Genomic DNA, 19,370 nt, shown 5'->3' with positions numbered 1-19,370 from the left:
TCCTACTAGAAATTTGTACAATATGGACAAACGAAACGCCCCGGCAGCTTCAGAAATCGAAAGATGCGGCGGGGCGCTATCCTATATTAACGGCAGAAGCGATCAAACGCGCTGGCCAAATCCTCCGCAATCTCCTCGGCGGAACGATTCTCCACCTGGTGACGTTCAATAAAATGAACCAGTTCTCCATCCTTCAGCAAAGCAATGGAAGGTGAGGACGGCGGATACGGGGCAAAGTATTCACGTGCTTTCGCAGTGGCCTCCTTGTCCTGTCCAGCAAAAACGGTAAACAAGTGATCAGGAGTTATATCATGCTGCAAAGCTTTGGCGACACCTGGACGAGCTTGACCCGCCGCACAGCCGCATACGGAATTCACAACAACAAGCGCTGTTCCCTTGGCATCCGGCAGGCTGGCTTCAACCTCCTCCGTAGTACGAAGCTCCCGGATTCCGATGGCTGTAAGCTCATCTCTCATGGGCTGTACCATATCCCTCATATATTGGTCAAAAGACATAGACATTACTTATTCACTCCTTTATGGATGACGTTTTTCTTATAGGATTAGCTTCAATACTGCAGGTTCGTGAGCTGAACGATATGTTTATTATACATTCATCATCCGTGAAAGCAAACCCAGAATCACAGTTTAAATGCGGTATACAAGCGGCTTACGCCTCTCTGGAGCTTTTTAATTCGGACAAGGCGGGAGCATAGTCCGCGAGCCTTCTCAACCTTACGATAAAGGAAGTGCCTACGCCCTCAGCCGAATTGACTGCAATCGTGCCGTGATGACGCTCCGCAATTCTCATACAGAGGGAAAGCCCGAGTCCGGTTCCCTTTGCCTTGGTTGTATAAAACGGCTCGAACAGCCTGCCGATTCGTTCCGCCGGAATACCTGGTCCCGTATCCTTCACCTCCAGCTCGACAAATTCCTCATCCGTCCGAGTCAGAATCGTCAGCAGCCCTTTCTCCCCCATCGCCTCCATGGCGTTGCGGGCCAGGTTCAGGATCAACTGCTTGATCTCCTTGGGATTCAGATACAGATTGGGCACGCCGTCACCGAGCTTAAGTTCAATAGTTTGGCCACGCAAGTTCGCGTCCGCCCATAACAGTGGGACCAGCTCCTGCACAAGACCGTGCAGATGCTTCTCCTCCTTCTCGACAATCCGGTTCTGGGCAAGAGAGAGGAAATCGTTAATAATGCCGTTGGCCCGGTCAAGCTCTTCCATGACAATCCGGTAGTAGTGATCGAGAGACACCGGCGACTTTTCCCGCATCAATTGGAGAAAACCGCGGACGACCGCCATCGGATTACGTATTTCGTGTGTTATTCCCGCAGCCATTTGACCCACAAGGCTCAAACGCTCCACATTGCCCATCTCGCTCCGCAGCATTTCCAGCTCTGTCATATCCTGCACTACATACAGCGCCTCCGCAATATCACCGCCAGGCTCGGGAATTGGAGACAAGCTCGATAGATAGACATACGTCCCTGATTTGACAATTTTCGTATCCCGTTCCCCGTACATGGCTCTTTCAAAGCTCGCAGTCAATTCCGGAAAGCGGTCAGGATCGATCCATGTCGAAAAATGCATGCCCACAATATCCTCAGCATGAAGATCGGGGATCCTTCGCCTGTAATATTCCAGCATCGTTGTGTTAATATGTATAATGTTGCCCTGTTGGTCCAGGATGCCGGCCGCCAGCGGCATGTACTCCAGGTAGACCTTAAGTTTATCGGATTCCAGATGCAATCGGGCGGTCGCCTGCTTCAGACTGGAACGCAATTCGCTGTTGTGCAAGACACCTTCAATTATAAGAGAGATGATGCATACGGCCAGCACGGAGAGCAAAGCGGAACCCAGGTATACCATAACTTCTGACAAAGGAATACTGTCAGGTGTATCCCTCAGCACCAGCACGGCTAACCAGTGAAGCGCGAATTGGGCAAGAACCAAAACTGAAATTTTTTTTAATTTAGAGACCTGCTTCCCCCGTTTAAAATAGGACGAAAGCCATAGGCCTGCCGGAGCAAGCAAAATTCCCGAGTCAATCAACAACATAAGCCAACTCGTATCGTACGCAAGCAAGATGCTACCCAAGGCGGTGATTGCAATAACGATAAGTGCAGTGGAAAGCTTGGCATACAACAAGCACACCGTCAACGGTATAAAGCCTGAATGCAGCGGAATCAGCGGAGCCTGGGCTGAACGGAGCAGCAGACAAAGGAGTATAACAGGAATGCAGGATCCCATCAGAACCCATTCACGTCTTCGTTCTTCAGAAGCAGGCAGCCGCTTGGTTAAGAGATTAGCCCTATCCGTAAGCAGTGAAAAAAGGCCTGCCATTATTCCGGCCAAAAGCAGTTGGAGCACTTGTTCCTTCATCACGGTCAAAATGGCTCTCCCCCTTTCTCGTCTGTCGCCCGATAGTTCGATTAAAACATAGGCAACAATATATTACAATATATGTGTGGTCTCCCGGAATATGACCCGAATCAGCAAATGTTGTCGAAGACGGGCACGGGAGCACGAATCTATTAATAAAGGAAGAAGAACGATAAATGACATATGACATTATAGTAATTGGAGGCGGTTCCGCCGGACTAATGGCGGCGGCCGCGGCAGGAGAAGCAGGCGCGAAGGTGCTGTTAGTTGAAAAAGGGGCCAAGCTTGGCCGAAAGCTCGGAATCTCCGGTGGCGGACGCTGCAATGTCACCAACGCCAAGGAGCTGGATGAGCTGATTCAGCATATTCCAGGCAACGGCCGTTTTTTGCACAGCGCTCTGGCCACCTTCAGCAACAAGGACATCGCGGCCTATTTCGAAAACCTTGGCATCGCGCTGAAGGAAGAAGATAACGGGCGCATGTTCCCCGTCACGGACAAGGCCAAAACCGTTGTGGACGCGCTTGTAAAAAAGGTCCGCGCGGAAGGCGTGGAGATTCGTCTGAACTCCCCTGTTGCAGAGGTCCTATACGACGAAGGTAACGCCTGCGGCGTTAGACTGCGGTCCGGCAGCATCCTCCGCAGCCGCAAGGTCATTATTGCCGTCGGCGGCAAATCGGTGCCTCATACCGGTTCCGAAGGGGATGGATACGCCTGGGCGGAGAAGGCAGGGCATACGATCACAGACCTTTATCCCACTGAAGTTCCTTTGGTGTCCAATGAGCCCTTTATACAGGATAAAAGCCTTCAGGGCCTCTCTCTGCGCAGTGTTAGCCTTACCGTCTGGAACCCGAAGGATAAGAAGGTGATTAGCCATGAGGGGGACATGATTTTTACCCATTTCGGAATTTCAGGTCCTATCGCCCTGCGCTGCAGCCAATTTGTTGTAAAGGAACTGAAAAAGCACGGAGCCGGTAAAGTGCCTCTTACACTGGATCTGTTTCCTCATAAGCGCGAGGATGAAATCTATGACGAGACATGGAAGCTTGCAGAGGAAGACTCTAAAAAGGCGGTTAAAAATATACTTAGAGGTTATTTGCCGGAAAGGCTCATTCCCCTTCTATTCGATCAAGCCGGGCTGCGTGAGGATATGACCTTCGATCATATTCCGAAGCAGCAATGGAGGGAGCTGTCCAAGCTGATCAAGGCATTCCCGATATCCATCAGCGGCACCCTCTCTATCAAGGAAGCCTTTGTTACAGGAGGCGGCGTTCATCTAAAGGAAATTGACCCCAGGACGATGGAATCCAAGCTGATGCCCGGACTGTACTTTTGCGGCGAGGTTATGGATATTCATGGTTATACCGGCGGTTATAACATCACTGCGGCCTTCACCACCGGATATAACGCCGGCCGGCACGCGGCACAGTAGCCTCCTCACAGACGGAAGGTGCCTCCCTTAGAAGCACCTTCCGTCGCCCTCCTGCATCGTCAGGAGCCGGTGAATCTGCTTGCAGAAGCTTTATTTCCCTATGCCTGGACACTTCCGGGGAACCCGTCCATATCCGCTGCGGCCGGAGCGTCTTCCGACACATTGTGCACGATGTCCACAGCCTTGTATTCATTGCTTGCCCCGGTCAGATAGCTCTCATTCCAATCTTCATTCACGATATGAGCAGGGATCACCACCTCGTCCAGTCCGTAAGCACTAAGCCCACTTCCTTGATGATCCTTGCCATCGTTAATGTTCAGGCAGCCGCCGTGCTCCTGGCAAATTTCCAACGCGGACTCCACATCCTGGTTTTCAATCCTGACGTACAGGTCCCCTTTCCCGGAACGCTGTGCATCATAACCGATTTCTCTCAGCGTACTGCAGGCTGCATCGGCTGCAAAGGCTTCGCCAAATTCAAACTTTAAAGACGCATCTTCCATACTCACGATATATGTACCTCCTTGGTTAAGTATGCTGAATGAGTTGCTTATATAGTAATATACCCAATAGTTCCCGCTTTTAAGATGCTTACTTTTAGGACATCAGGCATATCTAACGCAGGCATTCGCGAAATCACTTTTGCATTTTCCTAAAAATTTAATAATTAAAAATGCAATTAGTGTGACAAACGTCATATAGCAAAAGTCTCAGCTCCTGTAAACTAATGTCATGGACACGGCTACCCATTTAGTAGCATGGGCGTTCAACCCCAAATTATAAAAATATAAAGGCGGAATGAATATGCCTGATACGACAACCCTTCTTACCCAAAAATCGATGCATCTTCACAGCGTGTTCGCCAAATCGTTCAAGAGTATAAGCGAGCATGCTGTCGCAGGCATCAAGGCTGCCGGCTTCAATCCTACGGCCTTTGCCGTCATGGAGGTGCTGTATCACAAAGGAGCCCAGCCGATTCAGCAAATCGGTGCCAAACTGCTGCTCCAGAGCGGAAATGTCACCTACGTCATCGACAAGCTGGAGGACAAGGGCTATCTGTTCCGTCATCCCTGCCCGCAGGACCGGCGCATCATCCACGCGGAGCTGACGGAGGAGGGCCGCAAAATCATGGATAATATCTACCCTGATTACGCACGGCAGATCGATAGAGCTTACAGCGGTATGAGTCAGGAAGAAATGGAGCAGTTGATTAACCTGCTAAAAAAGCTGGGTCGAAGCGCCGAAAGCCTATCATCCTCTACGCATAAATAAAGTGATTTTGCACCCTGTGAAACGGAGGGACCCGAAATTGTACGCTATTAGCAAATTTCAAATTCACGTCGAAGAGACCATTTCCGGCGACTCAGCTCGGAAATGGCCTCTTCGGCATAAATTTATGTTTCTTTCATCTCATAGGCTAGGTCAGGCTTATCCGCCCTGTCTGCCGGGATCTGTGCCGCTTTCCTCAGGTGCAGGCGGCCGGTTGCGCAGCCCCCACACCACGATCCAGCTGAGCACAGCAATAACCGCCATGATCACAAACAGTGAATGCAGACCGCCTTCCAGCACCTGTCTCAACAACCGGGCTGTGTCCACGCTCATCTGCTGTCCAGAATGCGCGGCCAGCAGGCCGTTAATTTCCTCCTGTGTCACTCCCTGTTCCAGCAAACGGCTGGCCGCTGTCTGCTCCGTAATCCGGTAATTCAGCCAGGACCCGAACGCCGCGACCCCGATGGTCTGGCCCAGTGTTCGCAAAAATGTGTTGAGCGCAGTGGATGCACCGCGCTGCCGGAAACCGACCGAAGACTGCGCAATGATCGTAAACACGGTCATGGAGAAGCCGAAGCCCAGACCATACATAAAGGTTCCGACAAGCAAATACCATACAGGGGAGGATACACTGATCAACAGCATTATAACCGCAGCAGCCGTGATAAAGCTTAGACCGAGCACAGAAGTAAAACGTGAACCGAGTCGTATAATCATTCTGCCTGCCCAGACTGAACCAAGCAGCCAGCCTACCGCCATGGGAGAGAGCGCAAGCCCTGAAGAAGCCGCATCCCCGCCACGAACCCCCTGAATCCAGAGCGGCAGATAACTCGTCAGGCCGATCAGCAGCGAGCTAACCAGCAGGGCTGCTATGCAGGACACCGCGATATCGCGGATGCCGAACAGCTTAAGCGGAACCATCGGCTCCTGCACCCGTTGTTCGATAATCAGGAACAGAATCAGGAACACGGCCGCAATCGCAGCAAGTCCAAGAAGACCTGGCGAGGACCAGCTCATATACTGCCCGCCCAAGGTCAACACAAGCAGGAGAGCAGCCATTCCTATGGTAAAGGTAACGGCCCCCGGAATATCAATTCTGGCGGTCCGTTTCTCCACCCGCTCGTGAAGATAACGCGCAATAAAGAACATAGCCAATATCCCAAAGGGCACATTGAAACCAAATATCCACTCCCAGCCGAAATAAGAGGAAACGTACCCTCCCAGCAGAGGTCCCAGCAAGGAGGATATCCCCCATACAGAGCTAATCATACCCTGCACCTTGCCGCGCTCCTCAATCGTATACATATCCCCGATAATCGTAAAGGTGACCGGTATGACTGCGCCTGCCCCTATCCCCTGAATTGCCCTGTATAGAATCAGTTGATTCATATTCCCGGCCAATCCGCACAGCAGCGAGCCGATGACAAAAAGAGAACAGCCGATCAGAAAAATGGGCTTACGGCCGAATAAATCGGTAAGCTTGCCGAAGATCGGCGTTGTCACCGCCATCGTCAGCAAATACGAAGTAAATATCCAGCTTAGCAGCGTCACGCTTCCCAGCTCACTGACAATCGTCGGACCGGCGGGCCCGATGACCGTGCCCTCAATGGCTGCCAAAAAGGTGGCCAGCATCACACCGACCAGAACTAAACCGCGCTTCATAGATGGTTGTGTATCCACGATATGCTTCAAATCCTCTCCGGCCGCCTTGTAAAATTCATGTTATATTTTGGAGGTTTACTGAAGCTTTGTCAACCGCAGCGTACGGTCGGGAAGCGCATTCGCCAGCTCGGAATCATGTGTAATAACGAGGAGGGCTGCCCCTGCCTCCGATTGTTCCCTGCACAGTCTCATGAACGCCGCAGTTCCCTTATAATCGGTTCCGGCCGTTGGTTCATCCAGGATATACAGCGTTCTCGGGAGAACAAATTGAGCGGCTGTGCTGAGCAGTCTTTTCTCTCCGCCGCTTAGCAGGTAAGGTGAGGCCTGCAGCTTGTCCTGCAGGCCGATCCTGCCCAGCAGTTCAGACGCCCGCCGCTCATACCGCGCAGGAACGCTCTCATGCCTGCGCAGGCCCAAAAACGCACGGACACTGTAGAGACATTCCTCCCACACAGTCGCAGCGGCGAATTGGTACTCCGGCTGCTGGAATACATAGCCGATCTCTGCGGCCAGCTTCCACACAGGGAGCTTCGCCATATCGGCTCCCCTCCAGAACAAGCGACCGCGTGGCACGGGCAGCAGGCCCATCAGCAGCTTGCCAAGCGTCGTCTTACCTGTACCGTTCTCGCCCAGCAGCACGACGGTTTCGCCCGCCGCCAGCGCAAAGCTTGTGCCGGCCAGCACTGGCCGGCGGCTCCCCGGATAGGTGAAGGACAATTCCTTCACCTCCAGCAGGGGAGCGCCCGAGGTCCGCTGCGCAAGGACCTCGTCAGCAGGCCTGCCCTCATGTGGTGAGGGCAGCAGCCCAAGGGCGGCAAGCTGCGCGCCATGGGAGCGCAGCAGCTCCCCCGGCGGGCCGTCAAGCAGCACGGCCCCGCCAGCCAGGACGATGACGCGCTCGGCAGCCCGCGCGGTCTCGTCCATGCGGCCGGACGCGGTGACGACCGTCCGGCCCTCGTCCCGGAGCCGCCGGCAGAGGCGCACGAAATCGTGCCGGGCCGGCGGGTCCAGGTTCGCCGCGGCGTCGTCAAATACGACGAGCCGCGGCTGCAGCGCGAGCACCGCCGCGATGCCTGTGCGCTGGCGCTGTCCGCCTGAAAGGCGGCGCACCCGGGACTGGCGCTCAGCGGCCAGTCCGACCGTCTCCAGCGCCCCTACCAGGCGACGCTCGATCTCGTCCGGAGACACGCACAGGTTCTCCGGCCCAAAGGCCACCTCATCCTCTACCGTTTCACGGATCAGTTGCGCATCCGGGTCCTGCAGGACCACGCCTGCAGCCGAAGAGACCACGGCAATCTCAGCCTCAGCTGGATCTTGCCCAAATACGGTCAGCCTCCCCATCCGTTCCCCCAGACCTGCCCGGGACAGTGTGCCGTTAAGGAGCTGGCAAAGGGTCGACTTCCCGCTACCACTGGCCCCGATAATAGCTGTATGCTCACCGCCCCTAATCGACAGCGTCAATTCACTAAGGGCAGCCAACTGCTCTCCGTCATAATGGTAACTCAATTGATTCATCACAATAACGGGGGACATGCCGGTACCGTCGGCAGGTCCCCCGTTATTCTCCTTCAATTCAGGCACGCTGGTCACGGCTCCAGGCATAACGACGCAGCAGACCTGTGCGGCCGAGCGCGTCACCAAGCCATTTGGTTAGCAATCCGCACAGCAGCACCCCGCTGACTAAACGCACCACAAACGCAATCGCAAGCACCTGCCAGCCCCAGCTCGTATAACCGAACATATAGGCCGCTACGATAAACCAAATCGGAACCATCGCGCCGCCGACAAGCATGAGCGCCCCCGTATTCCACACCTTGTGGCGCATCAGGGCAAAGACCAGCTCGGCTGCAATCATGTAGCAGAGCGCCGCCGCAATCGCCGACATGAAGCCGTAAGCTGTTCCCATGAACGATTGGACAAGCGCCCCGAACGCATAAGTGATCACAGCCGTGCCAGGCTTGCGAATGATGTAATAAGCCAGCAGACCGTAGATCATATACAGCCCGACAATGGAGGAGGTAGCCACCGGGCCGCCAAGGCTATTCAGCGTCTTGTTCACAACAGACAGATAAAAGGTCATCGCCCCATTTGCTGTGGCGAGCATCGCCATCAGAACAATGTCAAACGTAGTAAATGCTGAAAAACGAATTTTTTTCATAAAATGCCGCTCCTTATCTCCCTATTTTCTAAAAATTCTCTTTCATAGGGTATGACAAGCCTGTTTTATTGTCAACCATTTTAGAATGAACTAGGTTGACAATGAAGTCGCACAAATCCCCTCATGCTCACGAGACAGAGCTTGACCGGCTCCAGGCTCAAACCGCCCATGCCAGCATCAGCGCTGTGGCCGCCAGCGCCGATGCCCACCCTAATCCGGCTGGAGAAGCCTTGACTGGTCTCAGATACGTTCTGTCGGTGTAGGCACCGAACCCGCGGCCCTCCATAGCCGATGCTGTCTGCTGCACACGCCGGATCGCGTTCACCAGCACCGCCTGGGCGTAGCCCCCCCACCAGCGTGCTTTGCCGCCCAGACCGCGCGGTGGCTTGCTTCCACGTACACGCCGCGCCGCAGCGATGACCTTACCTTCCTCCTCCAGCAGCGGGAGAAATGTCAGCGCGATGGAAAGGCCGAAAGCGAACCGATACGGCACTCTCAGCCTCTGGTGAACCGCCTGTACGAAATCGCGCGGATTCGTGGTCGCAATATAGATGAACGAGGCTAGAAATAGAACGAACATGCGCAAGGTCAGAGCCCCTGCCGTATTCCAGCCTTCATATGTGATCACTAGTGGCCCCCACTCCCGCCACACACTGCCTGTGCGGACAGCCAGCAGGGTCAGGACGAAATAAGGAAGGCCCATCCATACGAGAAAGGACATGGCCTTGAACTGCCGTGGAAGGGAGACTCCGGCCAGCAGCCTGGCCGCCAGAATCAGCACCATGAGCAGCACAGCCTGCAGCAGCACCGTATTCCATACCATGCCGAGCAGACTGACACTGATGAGCATGACAAGCTTGCTGAGCGGACCGACGGCATGAAGAGGATAGGCCCCGCTAGTATGGTCAGGAATTCGCATAAGCACCCTTCTCCTTCCTTAACCATTCTTCGTACAGCAGCGAATAGATGAGCATATCTTTGTAGCCTGTTGACGTGTACTGAACCTGTCGAAGCAGTCCTTCCCGGGTCCAGCCGAAGGCTTCCAGCAGACGCTGTGACGGCTCGTTGCGCGGATCAACCATCGCTTCTATCCGATTCAGCCTCATCGTCTCGAATCCGAAGGCATGCAGCAGTCCCAGCACTTCGGACATATACCCCTTTCTCCAGTGCAGTCGGGACAGCTCATATCCGATTTCCCCCTTAAAGGCTCCATCCAATTGCCAGTGATTAAACCCGCAGCTTCCGATCAATTCACCGTTCTCCTTCAGCTCGATACCCCAACGGATCGCGTCCTCTGAACGGGACAGCCGGTTCAGCAGCAGAATCATATCTTCCGCATCCTCCGGTGCGGACATAGATTCTATATTCATATAACGCGTGACTTCACAGTCCGACCAGAACGTGAATACCTGTCGCGCATCCTTCGCCTCCATTTTGCGCAGCCGGACTCGGCTGCCCTGCAATATAGGAATGTTCCCCTTGCATTCATACATGGCCATCTTTCCTCCCACTTCCGGTACACCGCTTGTACTTTCTAACCTTGTACTTTCTAACATTGAAGCATAGGCCGTATGGAAATACAACTCGGTACTCCGGGGAAAATAGAAAGCACATCCTCAGATACGGAGCGGTATACGCATACCTTCCCCGGCTTTAAGAATGTGCTTTTATATGTGCTTTTATATGTGCTTTTATAAAACGGAACTTGTCCTGTCCTCCTACGAAGATATGCCCGACAATGGTTTCCCCGCTCCCTCCACCACTTCACTGCACAGCAAGCCCAATACATTTCGGATCTCCTTTAATTCCTCGATTCCCGTACCTGTAATGCTGAATTGGTCGTCATGGGCAGTCAGGAAGTTTTCCTGTGTCAGATGCTCAAGCTCCTGCTTAACCTCACGCTCACCCACTCGGTATCCCCGTTCCTCCAGAACAGGCTGGATATCTCTCACAGTCAAATCCTGTTGTTGTGCAAAATACAGCATATGGATGCGTAAAAAGAGATTTTGTACCTCTGCATGCATGGTTAGTTCTCCTCTCCGGCTTTAGGCCCGTTATTTACAGTTACTTACCCTTCCGGCACGGAGCAGAAACAAAGCACGTCTCCCATGGTATATTTCTTAGACCTTTCCTCTTGACGAGAGCGGGCAAAACATTATATCTTAAACTAATTAACCGCTGGTAGACAGAGCATATGTTCCCCAACCAGCATGTTATGAATGTCCAGCTATGGAAAGACAGGAGTGAGATAATCATGTTTCAAGCAATGCCCTACGAAGGGACACGTGCTGAGCAATACGCCTCGGTATTGAGTCAGCTCAAAGGACTGATCCATGACGAAACGAACAATATAGCCAACCTGGCTAATGCATCCTCGCTGCTCTCGCACTTTCTGCAGGATGTCAACTGGACAGGGTTTTATCTGTTTGACGGCAAAGAGCTGGTCCTCGGACCTTTCCAGGGCCTTCCTGCCTGCATCCGAATTCCATTGGGGCGTGGTGTATGCGGCACAGCGGCTGCTGAACGCCGGACGATTGTTGTGGAGGACGTGCATAAGTTCCCTGGTCATATTGCCTGTGACGCCGCCTCCAACAGTGAAATCGTCATTCCGCTCATCCAGGGTGGAGAACTGATCGGCGTTATGGATATCGACAGCCCGCTCAAAGGCAGATTCGATAGCGAGGATCAGGCCTTTCTGGAGCAGTTTGCAGAGATTCTCACAGCGCAGCTTCAGATCGGCTGAAGTAAGAAAAACGTCTACCATAATTTTTGCGATTATACAATTTTTCATCTCCGCTGACAACGAAGTGGCTGTCCATCAAAGCATGAAGTGCTTTCGGGCAGCCACTTTTCTGTTTATTAACTAATCCCACATAACAGCACAGCCCAAAGCACCTGCAATTACTTGACTATATGCTTGCATTTTTACTGACGATTGATCACAATCAGCTTCACTTCCAGCATTTCTTCAACTGCATACTTGACACCCTCGCGGCCGATGCCGCTTTGCTTGACGCCGCCGTACGGCATATGATCGACACGGAAGGTCGGAATATCGTTGATCATCACTCCGCCGACATGCAGTCTGTCTGCCGCGTTAAGAGCTGTAGCAATATCCTTTGTATAAATTCCCGCCTGAAGGCCGTAGATGGAATCATTAACTTTGCCCACAGCCTCATCTACGGAAGACACGCGTTCTATCACCACAAGCGGCGCGAATACTTCACGACAGGACACACTTGCCTGTGGATCGACCTGCAGCAGCACCGTTGGGTTCAGTATTGAGCCAGCGGCTTCACCGCCAAGTGCAACGATAGCCCCGTTGTTAACCGCTTCCCCGATCCATTCCTGCACCCGCTGCACATCCTTGGCAGAGATGAGGGCGGATACATCCGTATCCGGATCTAACGGATCTCCCATGCGCAGCTTCTGCGCCGTCTGAACAAATTTGTCCGTGAATTCATCATAGCGGTCTGCCAGCACGTAAATCCTTTGCAGGGAGATGCATACCTGCCCCTGATTGGTGAACGCTCCGCTGACACAACGGGACACAATAGCATCGATGTCCGTGCTGCTGTCGATAATTACGGCAGAGTTGGAGCCTAGCTCAAGCGTAACACGCTTCAGCCCCGCTTTGGCGCGAATCTCCGTTCCTACGGCAGGACTGCCTGTAAAAGTGACGAAGTTGACGCGCAAGTCCGTAACCAGCCTGTCACCAGCCACTCTTCCGTCGCCGCTCACAACGTTCAAGGCCCCGGCGGGCAGTCCAGCCTCCTCAAGCAGCTCGGCCAGCAGATAAGCAGACAATGGCGTCTGCTCCGCAGGCTTGAGTACAACGGTATTACCGGCTGCAATAGCCGGGCCAACCTTGTGGGCAACCAGATTCATCGGAAAATTAAACGGCGTAATAGCCGCTACCACACCGATAGGCTCCTTCACTGTGTATGCCAACCGGCCTTCCCCTCCCGGTGCGGCATCCATGGGAACCGTCTCGCCATGGATGCGCTTGGCTTCCTCCGCCGCGAACTTGTAGGTCTGCACAGTCCGGTCTATTTCGGCTAAGGCCGTCTTCATAGGCTTGGCAGCTTCCAGCGCTATCAGGCGTGCAGCCTCATCCTTTCGTTCCTCCAGGAGCATGGCCAGCTTTTCCAGGATTGCGGCGCGGCGGTGAGCCGGCAGCGAACGCATGACCGACTTCGCTTCCACTGCAGCCTGCACGGCTGCATCAACATCTTCGGCAGAGGCCTCCGCGACTTCAGCTATAACCTCCCCGCTGTACGGCGAGCAAAGCGTCCGGTATTCTCTGGTTTCCACTCTACGGCCGTTAATATATAAATCCTGCTTCATAGAATGTTCTCCTCTCCCTTCCCGGCCCTCCGGGTTAGTGACCCAGCTCCATTCGGAGCTGATGCACATGATGATTGCGGATCATAAGTACCACAACACCGAGCAGAACCATCAGCACTCCGAAATAAAACGGTGTCCTCTGCAGCATACCATTCAGACAATTTTGTAGCCAGCCATAGAGAAGCTGATCCGACAGGCCGTACTCCTTCACTACTTTATCCATTTTGAACAAGCATAGAACGCGCACGCTCAGACACAGAAAAAAGCTCTGACGCCAGTTAGCGCCAGAGCTTATCCTTAACATTGCATTACAATGTTAAAGAGTTACATATTTGGATTTATATAAAGAAAGTGCGGGAGATGATCACCAGCAGGATGAAGAGAACCAGAATTACACCTGTGGAAGTCCAGACACCGCCGTACCCAGCACCGTACCCCGCGCCGTACCCTACGCCTTTACATGCGCTCATTTGCTCGACCTCCTTTCCAAACCGGTTTCCCGTTTAGATCAAGAAAGCTTTGGAGATAATTACCAACAATATAAAAAGCACCAGGATTGCACCAGTAGATGTAAAGCCACCGTACCCCATACCTGCAGCTACAGCCGACATGCTAATTCCTCCCTTCCATCGTTTACATAGGCATCATATGCGCTTATATAGACAAACGAACGGGGCGAATAGCCCTCCTTGCCGCCTATTTTTAAACGAAGTAGAGCATAGCCCAAGTCGTTATGCTTTAATATATGCTAATCCCCGTTTAACAGGAGACCATTAAACAGCAGAAGGCGGGTCTGCTCCGCCAAATGAACAGGGTCATCCCTTCCCGGAAGCAGCTTGGTTAAGGTCAGCCGCTCCATAATGCCAATCAGGGCCTCGGCCGCAAAGCTGAGATCCACATCGGTACGAAAATAACCCGCTTCCCGTTCCAGCTCCATCTTCTCCTCCAGCATCATGGCCAGCTTGGCCTTGATATGAACCGATTCCCTAGACTGGAAAAAGCCGATCCTCGTTAATGCAGGATTTCCTGACAAAAAACGAAACCCGTTGACAAGCGCGGTCTGCACTTCATTACGCACGTCATGTATTGCTTTACCGGGCTCAAGCCGGCTGTTCTCTACTAACTCACTCAATTGCGACTGGAATTCGTCCACAAGCTCGGCGAAGACCTCTTCCTTGCTCTCGAAATACAGGTAGAAGGCAGGCTGGGTCACACCGGCACGGGCTACGATAGAGCTAACCTTGGTCTGGTAGAAACCGCTCAGGGCAAATTCTTCAGCAGCCGCATCAAGCAGGCGCCGTCGACTCTCTTTTCCATTCGTGCCTTTTTTACGCAAGTGAGTCCTCTCCTTTATGCACAAATTGAATCGTATTATACGGTTATCGACGGCTCAGGTCAAGGTTATCGAAGCACGGTGTAGAATCAACGCAGCCGGCTTTTGTAAATACAAAATCCCTGTCTGATGCTCTTCCTTCAGACAGGGATCCGCAAGCTTTTCAACGGAATTATTTCATAATATCACTGATAATCTCATAAGATCTTAGGCGATCCTTATGATCAAACATCATGGAATTAATAATAAGCTCATCCGCGTTGGTTTCCGCGATAAAAGCCTCCAACTGGCCGCGCACCTTCTCCGGCCCGCCCTTCATGGTGGATTTTAACTGCTTTTCTACGACGGATTTCTCATACTCGCTCCAGCGTCCTTCCATATCGGCAGGCGGCTGAACCTGTCCGGTTTTGCCCCGGATGATGTTCAGAAACTGCTGCTGCATGGTCGTGCCCAGCCATTCAGCCTGTTCATCCGTATCTGCGGCCATGGCATTAACGCCTACCATGACATAAGGCTCCTGCAGAACAGCAGACGGCTGGAAGCTGCTCCGGTAAGTCTGCAGCGCACGCTGGATATAGTCAGGCGAGAAGTGGCCGGCAAACGCAAACGGCAGCCCCTTCCGACCGGCGAGCCTAGCGCTGAAGTCGCTGGAGCCGAGCAGCCATATCGGGATATTCAGCCCTTCTCCGGGAACAGCCCGCACCGGGGCATGATAAGACGTGGCCGACGGATCAAAATAAGCCATCAGCTCATCCAGCAACTCGGGAAAATCCTCCCCGCTATCCAGCTCTCTGCGCAGCGCCAGCGTCGTTCTCCTGTCACTGCCAGGTGCTCTGCCCAGCCCCAGGTCGATCCGACCCGGATAAAGCGACTCCAGCGTACCGAACTGCTCGGCTATGACCAGCGGCGCATGGTTCGGCAGCATAATCCCCCCGGAACCCACCCGGATCGTGGATGTGCCGCCGGCAATATGGCCGATGACCACTGAGGTGGCTGAGCTCGCGATCCCCGGCATGTTGTGGTGTTCAGCGACCCAATACCGATGGTACCCCCAACGTTCGGTATGCTGTGCGAGGTCCAGGCTGTTGCGCAGCGCCTCCGCCGCCGATCCATCAACTACGATCGGTGCCAGATCCAGTACAGATACTTTGACATTTTGCAGTGAATTGCCTTTCGGCGATCTATGTTCAGACATCGTTCAGGCCTCCATTTCTACGTGTTCAAGGTAATTTCACAAAATTAAATTACCTATACTATAATATCCGCTTTTTTGGTTCATAACGCAAGAAGCAGTATTCGCAACGCCACGCAAAATAACAGACTATATGCATATAAAATCATCCAAAATTGTATATACTAAATTGATATACTTTAGTATACTAATAAGTGTCATAACCTTTTTTTCTCCTCCAGGTACATGCGTATCTGGAGTTTTTTTGCGCCGTATTATACGAAGCCACAAAGGGGCTTACCCCCACCTACCCCAAAATAGGCAAAAGGACCTCTTCCACAAGTGGAGGATGAGGTCCTTTGCTCCCATTAGTGCTACCATGCGGCTACCGTCCCGTCCGTACGCCACTCCGTCCCGCCGATCAACACACCACTGTCCTGATCGCGCAGTATAATTTGCCCGCGTCCAAAGCCTCCGACACCGCTCGCCCGCTTGATCTGATGCCCTTTGCGTATGAGACTTTGGGCCAGATGCTCGGGGAACGACGGCTCAATCTCAATCGTCTTGCCCTCAATCCACTGCCAGCGCGGTGCATCCAGCGCAGCCTGTGGATTTAACTGGAAATCCACCATATTCATGACCACCTGCATATGCCCTTGGGGCTGCATGAAACCACCCATGACGCCAAATGGGCCGAGAGCCTTACCATCCTTTGTAAGGAATCCAGGAATAATCGTATGGTAGGTTTGCTTGCCCGGCTCCAAACGGTTATCGTGGGACGGATCCAGCGAGAAGGAATGGCCACGGTTCTGGAGCCCGATACCGGTGCCGGGAATGACGATACCTGACCCGAATCCCATATAGTTGCTCTGTATATAAGAAATCATATTACCTTCGCCATCTGCCGCAGCCAGATAAACCGTTCCGCTGCGTACCGGCTCGCCCGGCTCTGGCAGCAATGCTTCCTCACCGATCAGGGACCGGCGCGCCTCTGCATAGGCTGAGGACAGCAATTCCTCTACACTCACATTCATTTTGTCATGCTGTGTAATATATTTAAGTCCATCCGCAAACGCCAGCTTTATCGCTTCCATCTGCTTGTGATGCGTATCCACGGCATCTCGGGCAGAGAAATCGTATCCATTCAAAATATTCAGGGCCAGCAGTGCGACCAATCCCTGCCCGTTCGGCGGAATTTCCCACACATCATAACCTTTGTAGTTTACGGAAATCAGATCGACCCATTCAGGATAATAGGCCGCAAGATCCTCCTTACGCAGGAAACCTCCGTGCTCTCTGGAGAACGCGTCAATCTGCTCGGCCAGCGCTCCACGGTAGAACGATTCGGCGTCGGTCTCGGCAATGCTGCGAAGTGTAGCCGCGTGCCCCGGCGACTTCCAAATCTCCCCGATGCGCGGTGCCCTGCCTTCCGGCGCAAACGTGTCGAACCAGCCTGCAAACTCGGGTCCTTTCAGCGCCTCCGCGAAGCGGCGGTATCCCAGACCCCAGTAATGACCCAGTGTCGGGGAAATCGGGAATCCGTGCTCGGCATAGTCGATTGCCGGCTTTAGCACCTCTGTCAATGGGAGCTTGCCGAACCGGTCCGACAAGGCCCTCCATGCCGAAGGCCCCCCCGGTACGGTTACCGGCAGCCATCCGTAGGCAGGCATTTTATCATGTCCCGCCTGCTTCACCACCTCGATCGAGATGCCTTGCGGGGCAGGGCCGCTTGCGTTCAGTCCATGCATTGTATCGTCCTTCGTCCACACGATGGCAAAGGCGTCACCGCCGATGCCATTGGATGTCGGTTCAACGACCGTAAGGCATGCCGCAGTCGCTATCGCTGCATCTATAGCATTTCCGCCCTTCTTAAGAATATCCAGACCGGCCTGTGCGGCGAGAGGCTGGGAAGCAGCCACCATCCCGTTGCGTGCATAAACGGCGTTTCGCTGCGATGGATAAGGGTAAGATAATGGATCGAACGGTATCATAACATTCACTTCCATTCATATATTTTTCTACTCGACTCATTTTTTACATAATAATCCAGAAACTCAGTTGAATCAACGCTTTCCGACAAAAAAACACAAAAAAACTGACACCCATTTACTTATTTAGTGTCAGCTTGCGGTCCATACCTACAATTACGAAGAAAGGAGCCGCAGCAGGATGAACCTGCTACAGCTCCTTGATGTCGTTAGAACAAAATCGTCTACGTCACTTGTTGTAGAATCATGATGAATTGACGTAAACGATTTGTTCTTTGAATTCTATACCTTACATGAGAAGTTGTCAATTTGTCAGTTATTTGAAATCAATGGACTCGTTCATTTCATCCCAGACATCCTGTCCAATCAGTCCAAGCCTCCAAACGGCAATTCCCTTCAGGTCATAGCGCTTCGCCAGTCCGATTTTGGTGTTGACCGACTGCTTGTTCTCACTGGCCACGGAAATCCCGAGCACCAGCTTGTCCTTCCCTGTCTCCTTTAGTGCCAGCCGTATCGCTTCGTCCACCTTTGCCGCAGGCTCAGGGCTCTTCTCGTCTCCATAAGCATAAGCCATAATAATGAGTTCATCAGCAAGCTTGCCCAAAGTTCCATAATCATAGCCTGTATACGCGCTGTTCAACGGATGAAGAATAACCGTCAGCTTCAAGCCGGCCTGATGGGCGCGGGAGGCCAGATTTTTGACAAAAGCATTGTAATCCGAGCGTGCCTTCGCTTTATCTCCGCTCCAGCCCAAGCCTTCCAGGTCCAGTGCAATTCCCTTAAATCCTTTCTCTGTTGCCGTACTAACCATTTGCGTCACAGTCTGCTCCTGTAGCTGCTTGTCCTCCAAATTTTTGGTCAGTTCCAGATTACCATCGACCGAATACACCATTAGATAAGGGGCCGTCCCTTGTGCCGAAGTATTCTGAATGATAGTTTCAGGTGTGATGTCCCCGGCCGCTTGTGGCCATCCATATTCCTTTGCTCCCGTCGTAAAGCCCCCATCCGTGCCAATGCGGCTCCAGCCGAAGGCTACTGAGTCAAATTCAGGAACCCGGCTGATCTCGCTGTAAGAAGACAAGGCGTAGAAACCAACCGTGTACAACTCCTCCTTAGGCGACGTAATCGAGACCGTCTTGGTCCCCTGGTTCCAGGACACCTCCGCACCAAACTGCTGGCTGAAGAAGCTGAGCGGGATCATGGTCGTGCCGCTGATCATTTGCGGAGCAACGGGGAGCTGAACATTTTGCCCTCCTGCCTGGGCTGTTTGGCTCCCCATGGCAAGTACAACCTGCTGTGTTCCTCCCTCCCCCTGCTTTGTGGCGGTAATCGTTTGTGCAACCTGATTCCATACGACTTGAATGCCAAGCGCTTCCGAGATAGCGCGGAAAGGAACCATGGTCGTACCTTGCATGACCTTCGGTTCCACCGGAAAAGGAAGCGGATAACCGTCTAGCATAATGCCTACACCTGCTGCTCCCGCATTTCCCGCCAACGTGCCGGTCCCCCCGAACCCGAGCAGCAAGGCGGAGCATAGAATCCATTTGTGCCTCTGTTTCATGGACATTCTCCCTATTTTTTGAATTGGAAGGATACTTCCCCCTCCCTATTACTCTATCAAAATAGG

20 protein-coding genes are annotated in these 19,370 nt (G+C 53.0%); 3 read left to right on the top strand and 17 right to left on the bottom strand.

Features of this window, described 5'->3' with window-relative positions:
* Positions 1-86: 86 nt before the first annotated feature.
* Both OIN60_RS02245 and OIN60_RS02240 read right to left on the bottom strand, forming a co-directional pair.
* Positions 87-521 (bottom strand): BrxA/BrxB family bacilliredoxin, encoded by a 435-nt coding sequence (locus OIN60_RS02245; RefSeq protein ID WP_305753250.1) that lies wholly within the window; start codon positions 519-521, stop codon positions 87-89.
* 148 nt (positions 522-669) lie between these two features.
* The gene (locus OIN60_RS02240) at positions 670-2,388 is read right to left on the bottom strand and encodes an ATP-binding protein (RefSeq protein ID WP_305753287.1); all 1,719 of its coding nucleotides are present in this window, start codon (positions 2,386-2,388) and stop codon (positions 670-672) included.
* 176 nt (positions 2,389-2,564) lie between these two features.
* Between OIN60_RS02240 and OIN60_RS02235 the strand changes: the two genes are divergently transcribed.
* A complete protein-coding gene (locus OIN60_RS02235) occupies positions 2,565-3,818 on the top strand; it encodes a BaiN/RdsA family NAD(P)/FAD-dependent oxidoreductase (RefSeq protein WP_305753249.1) in 1,254 nt (417 codons plus the stop codon).
* A gap of 98 nt (positions 3,819-3,916) precedes the next feature.
* On the opposite strand, the gene OIN60_RS02230 is transcribed toward OIN60_RS02235, so the two are convergent.
* Positions 3,917-4,324 carry a hypothetical protein gene (locus OIN60_RS02230; protein WP_305753248.1) on the bottom strand — a complete coding sequence of 136 codons (408 nt, stop codon included), beginning with the start codon at positions 4,322-4,324 and terminating at the stop codon, positions 3,917-3,919.
* A gap of 295 nt (positions 4,325-4,619) precedes the next feature.
* On the opposite strand from OIN60_RS02230, the gene OIN60_RS02225 reads away from it, so the two are divergent.
* Complete coding sequence (locus OIN60_RS02225) at positions 4,620-5,087, top strand: MarR family winged helix-turn-helix transcriptional regulator (RefSeq protein ID WP_305753247.1); 468 nt, start codon at positions 4,620-4,622, stop codon at positions 5,085-5,087.
* Between the two features lie 156 nt (positions 5,088-5,243).
* Here OIN60_RS02225 and OIN60_RS02220 read toward each other — a convergent pair whose 3' ends face one another.
* The 6 genes from OIN60_RS02220 to OIN60_RS02195 form a co-directional block, all read right to left on the bottom strand.
* Positions 5,244-6,746 (bottom strand): MDR family MFS transporter, encoded by a 1,503-nt coding sequence (locus OIN60_RS02220; protein ID WP_305753286.1) that lies wholly within the window; start codon positions 6,744-6,746, stop codon positions 5,244-5,246.
* Between the two features lie 75 nt (positions 6,747-6,821).
* Positions 6,822-8,327: an ABC transporter ATP-binding protein gene (locus OIN60_RS02215; protein WP_305753246.1), complete on the bottom strand. Its 1,506-nt coding sequence runs from the start codon at positions 8,325-8,327 to the stop codon at positions 6,822-6,824.
* The gene (locus OIN60_RS02210; RefSeq protein WP_305753245.1) at positions 8,320-8,904 is read right to left on the bottom strand and encodes an ECF transporter S component; all 585 of its coding nucleotides are present in this window, start codon (positions 8,902-8,904) and stop codon (positions 8,320-8,322) included. The genes OIN60_RS02215 and OIN60_RS02210 overlap by 8 nt, the downstream gene beginning before the upstream one ends.
* A 157-nt stretch (positions 8,905-9,061) precedes the next feature.
* A complete protein-coding gene (locus tag OIN60_RS02205; protein ID WP_305753244.1) occupies positions 9,062-9,823 on the bottom strand; it encodes an energy-coupling factor transporter transmembrane component T family protein in 762 nt (253 codons plus the stop codon).
* Positions 9,810-10,403: a GNAT family N-acetyltransferase gene (locus OIN60_RS02200; protein WP_370872350.1), complete on the bottom strand. Its 594-nt coding sequence runs from the start codon at positions 10,401-10,403 to the stop codon at positions 9,810-9,812. Before OIN60_RS02200 ends, OIN60_RS02205 begins: the two co-directional genes overlap by 14 nt.
* Before the next feature lie 219 nt (positions 10,404-10,622).
* Positions 10,623-10,928, bottom strand: coding sequence for a hypothetical protein (locus tag OIN60_RS02195; protein WP_305753242.1), 306 nt, complete (start codon positions 10,926-10,928; stop codon positions 10,623-10,625).
* A gap of 230 nt (positions 10,929-11,158) precedes the next feature.
* On the opposite strand from OIN60_RS02195, the gene msrC reads away from it, so the two are divergent.
* Positions 11,159-11,647: a free L-methionine (R)-S-oxide reductase MsrC gene (gene msrC / locus OIN60_RS02190; protein ID WP_305753241.1), complete on the top strand. Its 489-nt coding sequence runs from the start codon at positions 11,159-11,161 to the stop codon at positions 11,645-11,647.
* A 182-nt stretch (positions 11,648-11,829) separates the two neighbouring features.
* Here msrC and OIN60_RS02185 read toward each other — a convergent pair whose 3' ends face one another.
* From OIN60_RS02185 to OIN60_RS02150, 8 genes are all read right to left on the bottom strand, one after another.
* Positions 11,830-13,251: an aldehyde dehydrogenase family protein gene (locus OIN60_RS02185; protein WP_305753240.1), complete on the bottom strand. Its 1,422-nt coding sequence runs from the start codon at positions 13,249-13,251 to the stop codon at positions 11,830-11,832.
* 34 nt (positions 13,252-13,285) lie between these two features.
* Positions 13,286-13,474, bottom strand: a complete 189-nt coding sequence (locus OIN60_RS02180) for a hypothetical protein (protein WP_305753239.1) — start codon at positions 13,472-13,474, stop codon at positions 13,286-13,288.
* Positions 13,475-13,589: 115 nt separating this feature from the next.
* On the bottom strand, positions 13,590-13,721 hold the full coding sequence (locus tag OIN60_RS02175; protein ID WP_305753238.1) for a YjcZ family sporulation protein: 132 nt from the start codon (positions 13,719-13,721) through the stop codon (positions 13,590-13,592).
* A gap of 33 nt (positions 13,722-13,754) precedes the next feature.
* Complete coding sequence (locus tag OIN60_RS02170) at positions 13,755-13,862, bottom strand: YjcZ family sporulation protein (RefSeq protein WP_305753237.1); 108 nt, start codon at positions 13,860-13,862, stop codon at positions 13,755-13,757.
* 137 nt (positions 13,863-13,999) lie between these two features.
* Complete coding sequence (locus tag OIN60_RS02165; protein ID WP_305753236.1) at positions 14,000-14,587, bottom strand: TetR/AcrR family transcriptional regulator; 588 nt, start codon at positions 14,585-14,587, stop codon at positions 14,000-14,002.
* A 169-nt stretch (positions 14,588-14,756) separates the two neighbouring features.
* Positions 14,757-15,779 carry an LLM class flavin-dependent oxidoreductase gene (locus tag OIN60_RS02160; protein WP_305753235.1) on the bottom strand — a complete coding sequence of 341 codons (1,023 nt, stop codon included), beginning with the start codon at positions 15,777-15,779 and terminating at the stop codon, positions 14,757-14,759.
* A gap of 350 nt (positions 15,780-16,129) precedes the next feature.
* Positions 16,130-17,746: a gamma-glutamyltransferase family protein gene (locus OIN60_RS02155; protein WP_305753234.1), complete on the bottom strand. Its 1,617-nt coding sequence runs from the start codon at positions 17,744-17,746 to the stop codon at positions 16,130-16,132.
* A gap of 313 nt (positions 17,747-18,059) precedes the next feature.
* Positions 18,060-19,304, bottom strand: a complete 1,245-nt coding sequence (locus OIN60_RS02150) for a stalk domain-containing protein (protein ID WP_305753233.1) — start codon at positions 19,302-19,304, stop codon at positions 18,060-18,062.
* Positions 19,305-19,370 lie beyond the last annotated feature (66 nt).

The organism is Paenibacillus zeirhizosphaerae, assembly GCF_030705605.1.
GTDB lineage: Bacteria > Bacillota > Bacilli > Paenibacillales > Paenibacillaceae > Paenibacillus > Paenibacillus zeirhizosphaerae.
Note: the sequence above shows the minus strand (reverse complement) of the source record. Positions and strands in the feature narration are given on the sequence as shown.

Bases quoted from the DNA above. Each gene is read 5' to 3' on its own strand.
- OIN60_RS02245 (WP_305753250.1), bottom strand. From the start codon at position 521: ATGTCTATGTCTTTTGACCAATATATGAGGGATATGGTACAGCCCATG.
- OIN60_RS02240 (WP_305753287.1), bottom strand. From the start codon at position 2,388: ATGAAGGAACAAGTGCTCCAACTGCTTTTGGCCGGAATAATGGCAGGC.
- OIN60_RS02235 (WP_305753249.1), top strand. From the start codon at position 2,565: ATGACATATGACATTATAGTAATTGGAGGCGGTTCCGCCGGACTAATG.
- OIN60_RS02225 (WP_305753247.1), top strand. From the start codon at position 4,620: ATGCCTGATACGACAACCCTTCTTACCCAAAAATCGATGCATCTTCAC.
- OIN60_RS02220 (WP_305753286.1), bottom strand. From the start codon at position 6,746: ATGAAGCGCGGTTTAGTTCTGGTCGGTGTGATGCTGGCCACCTTTTTG.
- OIN60_RS02210 (WP_305753245.1), bottom strand. From the start codon at position 8,904: ATGAAAAAAATTCGTTTTTCAGCATTTACTACGTTTGACATTGTTCTG.
- OIN60_RS02205 (WP_305753244.1), bottom strand. From the start codon at position 9,823: ATGCGAATTCCTGACCATACTAGCGGGGCCTATCCTCTTCATGCCGTC.
- OIN60_RS02200 (WP_370872350.1), bottom strand. From the start codon at position 10,403: ATGGCCATGTATGAATGCAAGGGGAACATTCCTATATTGCAGGGCAGC.
- OIN60_RS02195 (WP_305753242.1), bottom strand. From the start codon at position 10,928: ATGCATGCAGAGGTACAAAATCTCTTTTTACGCATCCATATGCTGTAT.
- msrC (WP_305753241.1), top strand. From the start codon at position 11,159: ATGTTTCAAGCAATGCCCTACGAAGGGACACGTGCTGAGCAATACGCC.
- OIN60_RS02185 (WP_305753240.1), bottom strand. From the start codon at position 13,251: ATGAAGCAGGATTTATATATTAACGGCCGTAGAGTGGAAACCAGAGAA.
- OIN60_RS02180 (WP_305753239.1), bottom strand. From the start codon at position 13,474: ATGGATAAAGTAGTGAAGGAGTACGGCCTGTCGGATCAGCTTCTCTAT.
- OIN60_RS02175 (WP_305753238.1), bottom strand. From the start codon at position 13,721: ATGAGCGCATGTAAAGGCGTAGGGTACGGCGCGGGGTACGGTGCTGGG.
- OIN60_RS02170 (WP_305753237.1), bottom strand. From the start codon at position 13,862: ATGTCGGCTGTAGCTGCAGGTATGGGGTACGGTGGCTTTACATCTACT.
- OIN60_RS02160 (WP_305753235.1), bottom strand. From the start codon at position 15,779: ATGTCTGAACATAGATCGCCGAAAGGCAATTCACTGCAAAATGTCAAA.
- OIN60_RS02155 (WP_305753234.1), bottom strand. From the start codon at position 17,746: ATGATACCGTTCGATCCATTATCTTACCCTTATCCATCGCAGCGAAAC.
- OIN60_RS02150 (WP_305753233.1), bottom strand. From the start codon at position 19,304: ATGAAACAGAGGCACAAATGGATTCTATGCTCCGCCTTGCTGCTCGGG.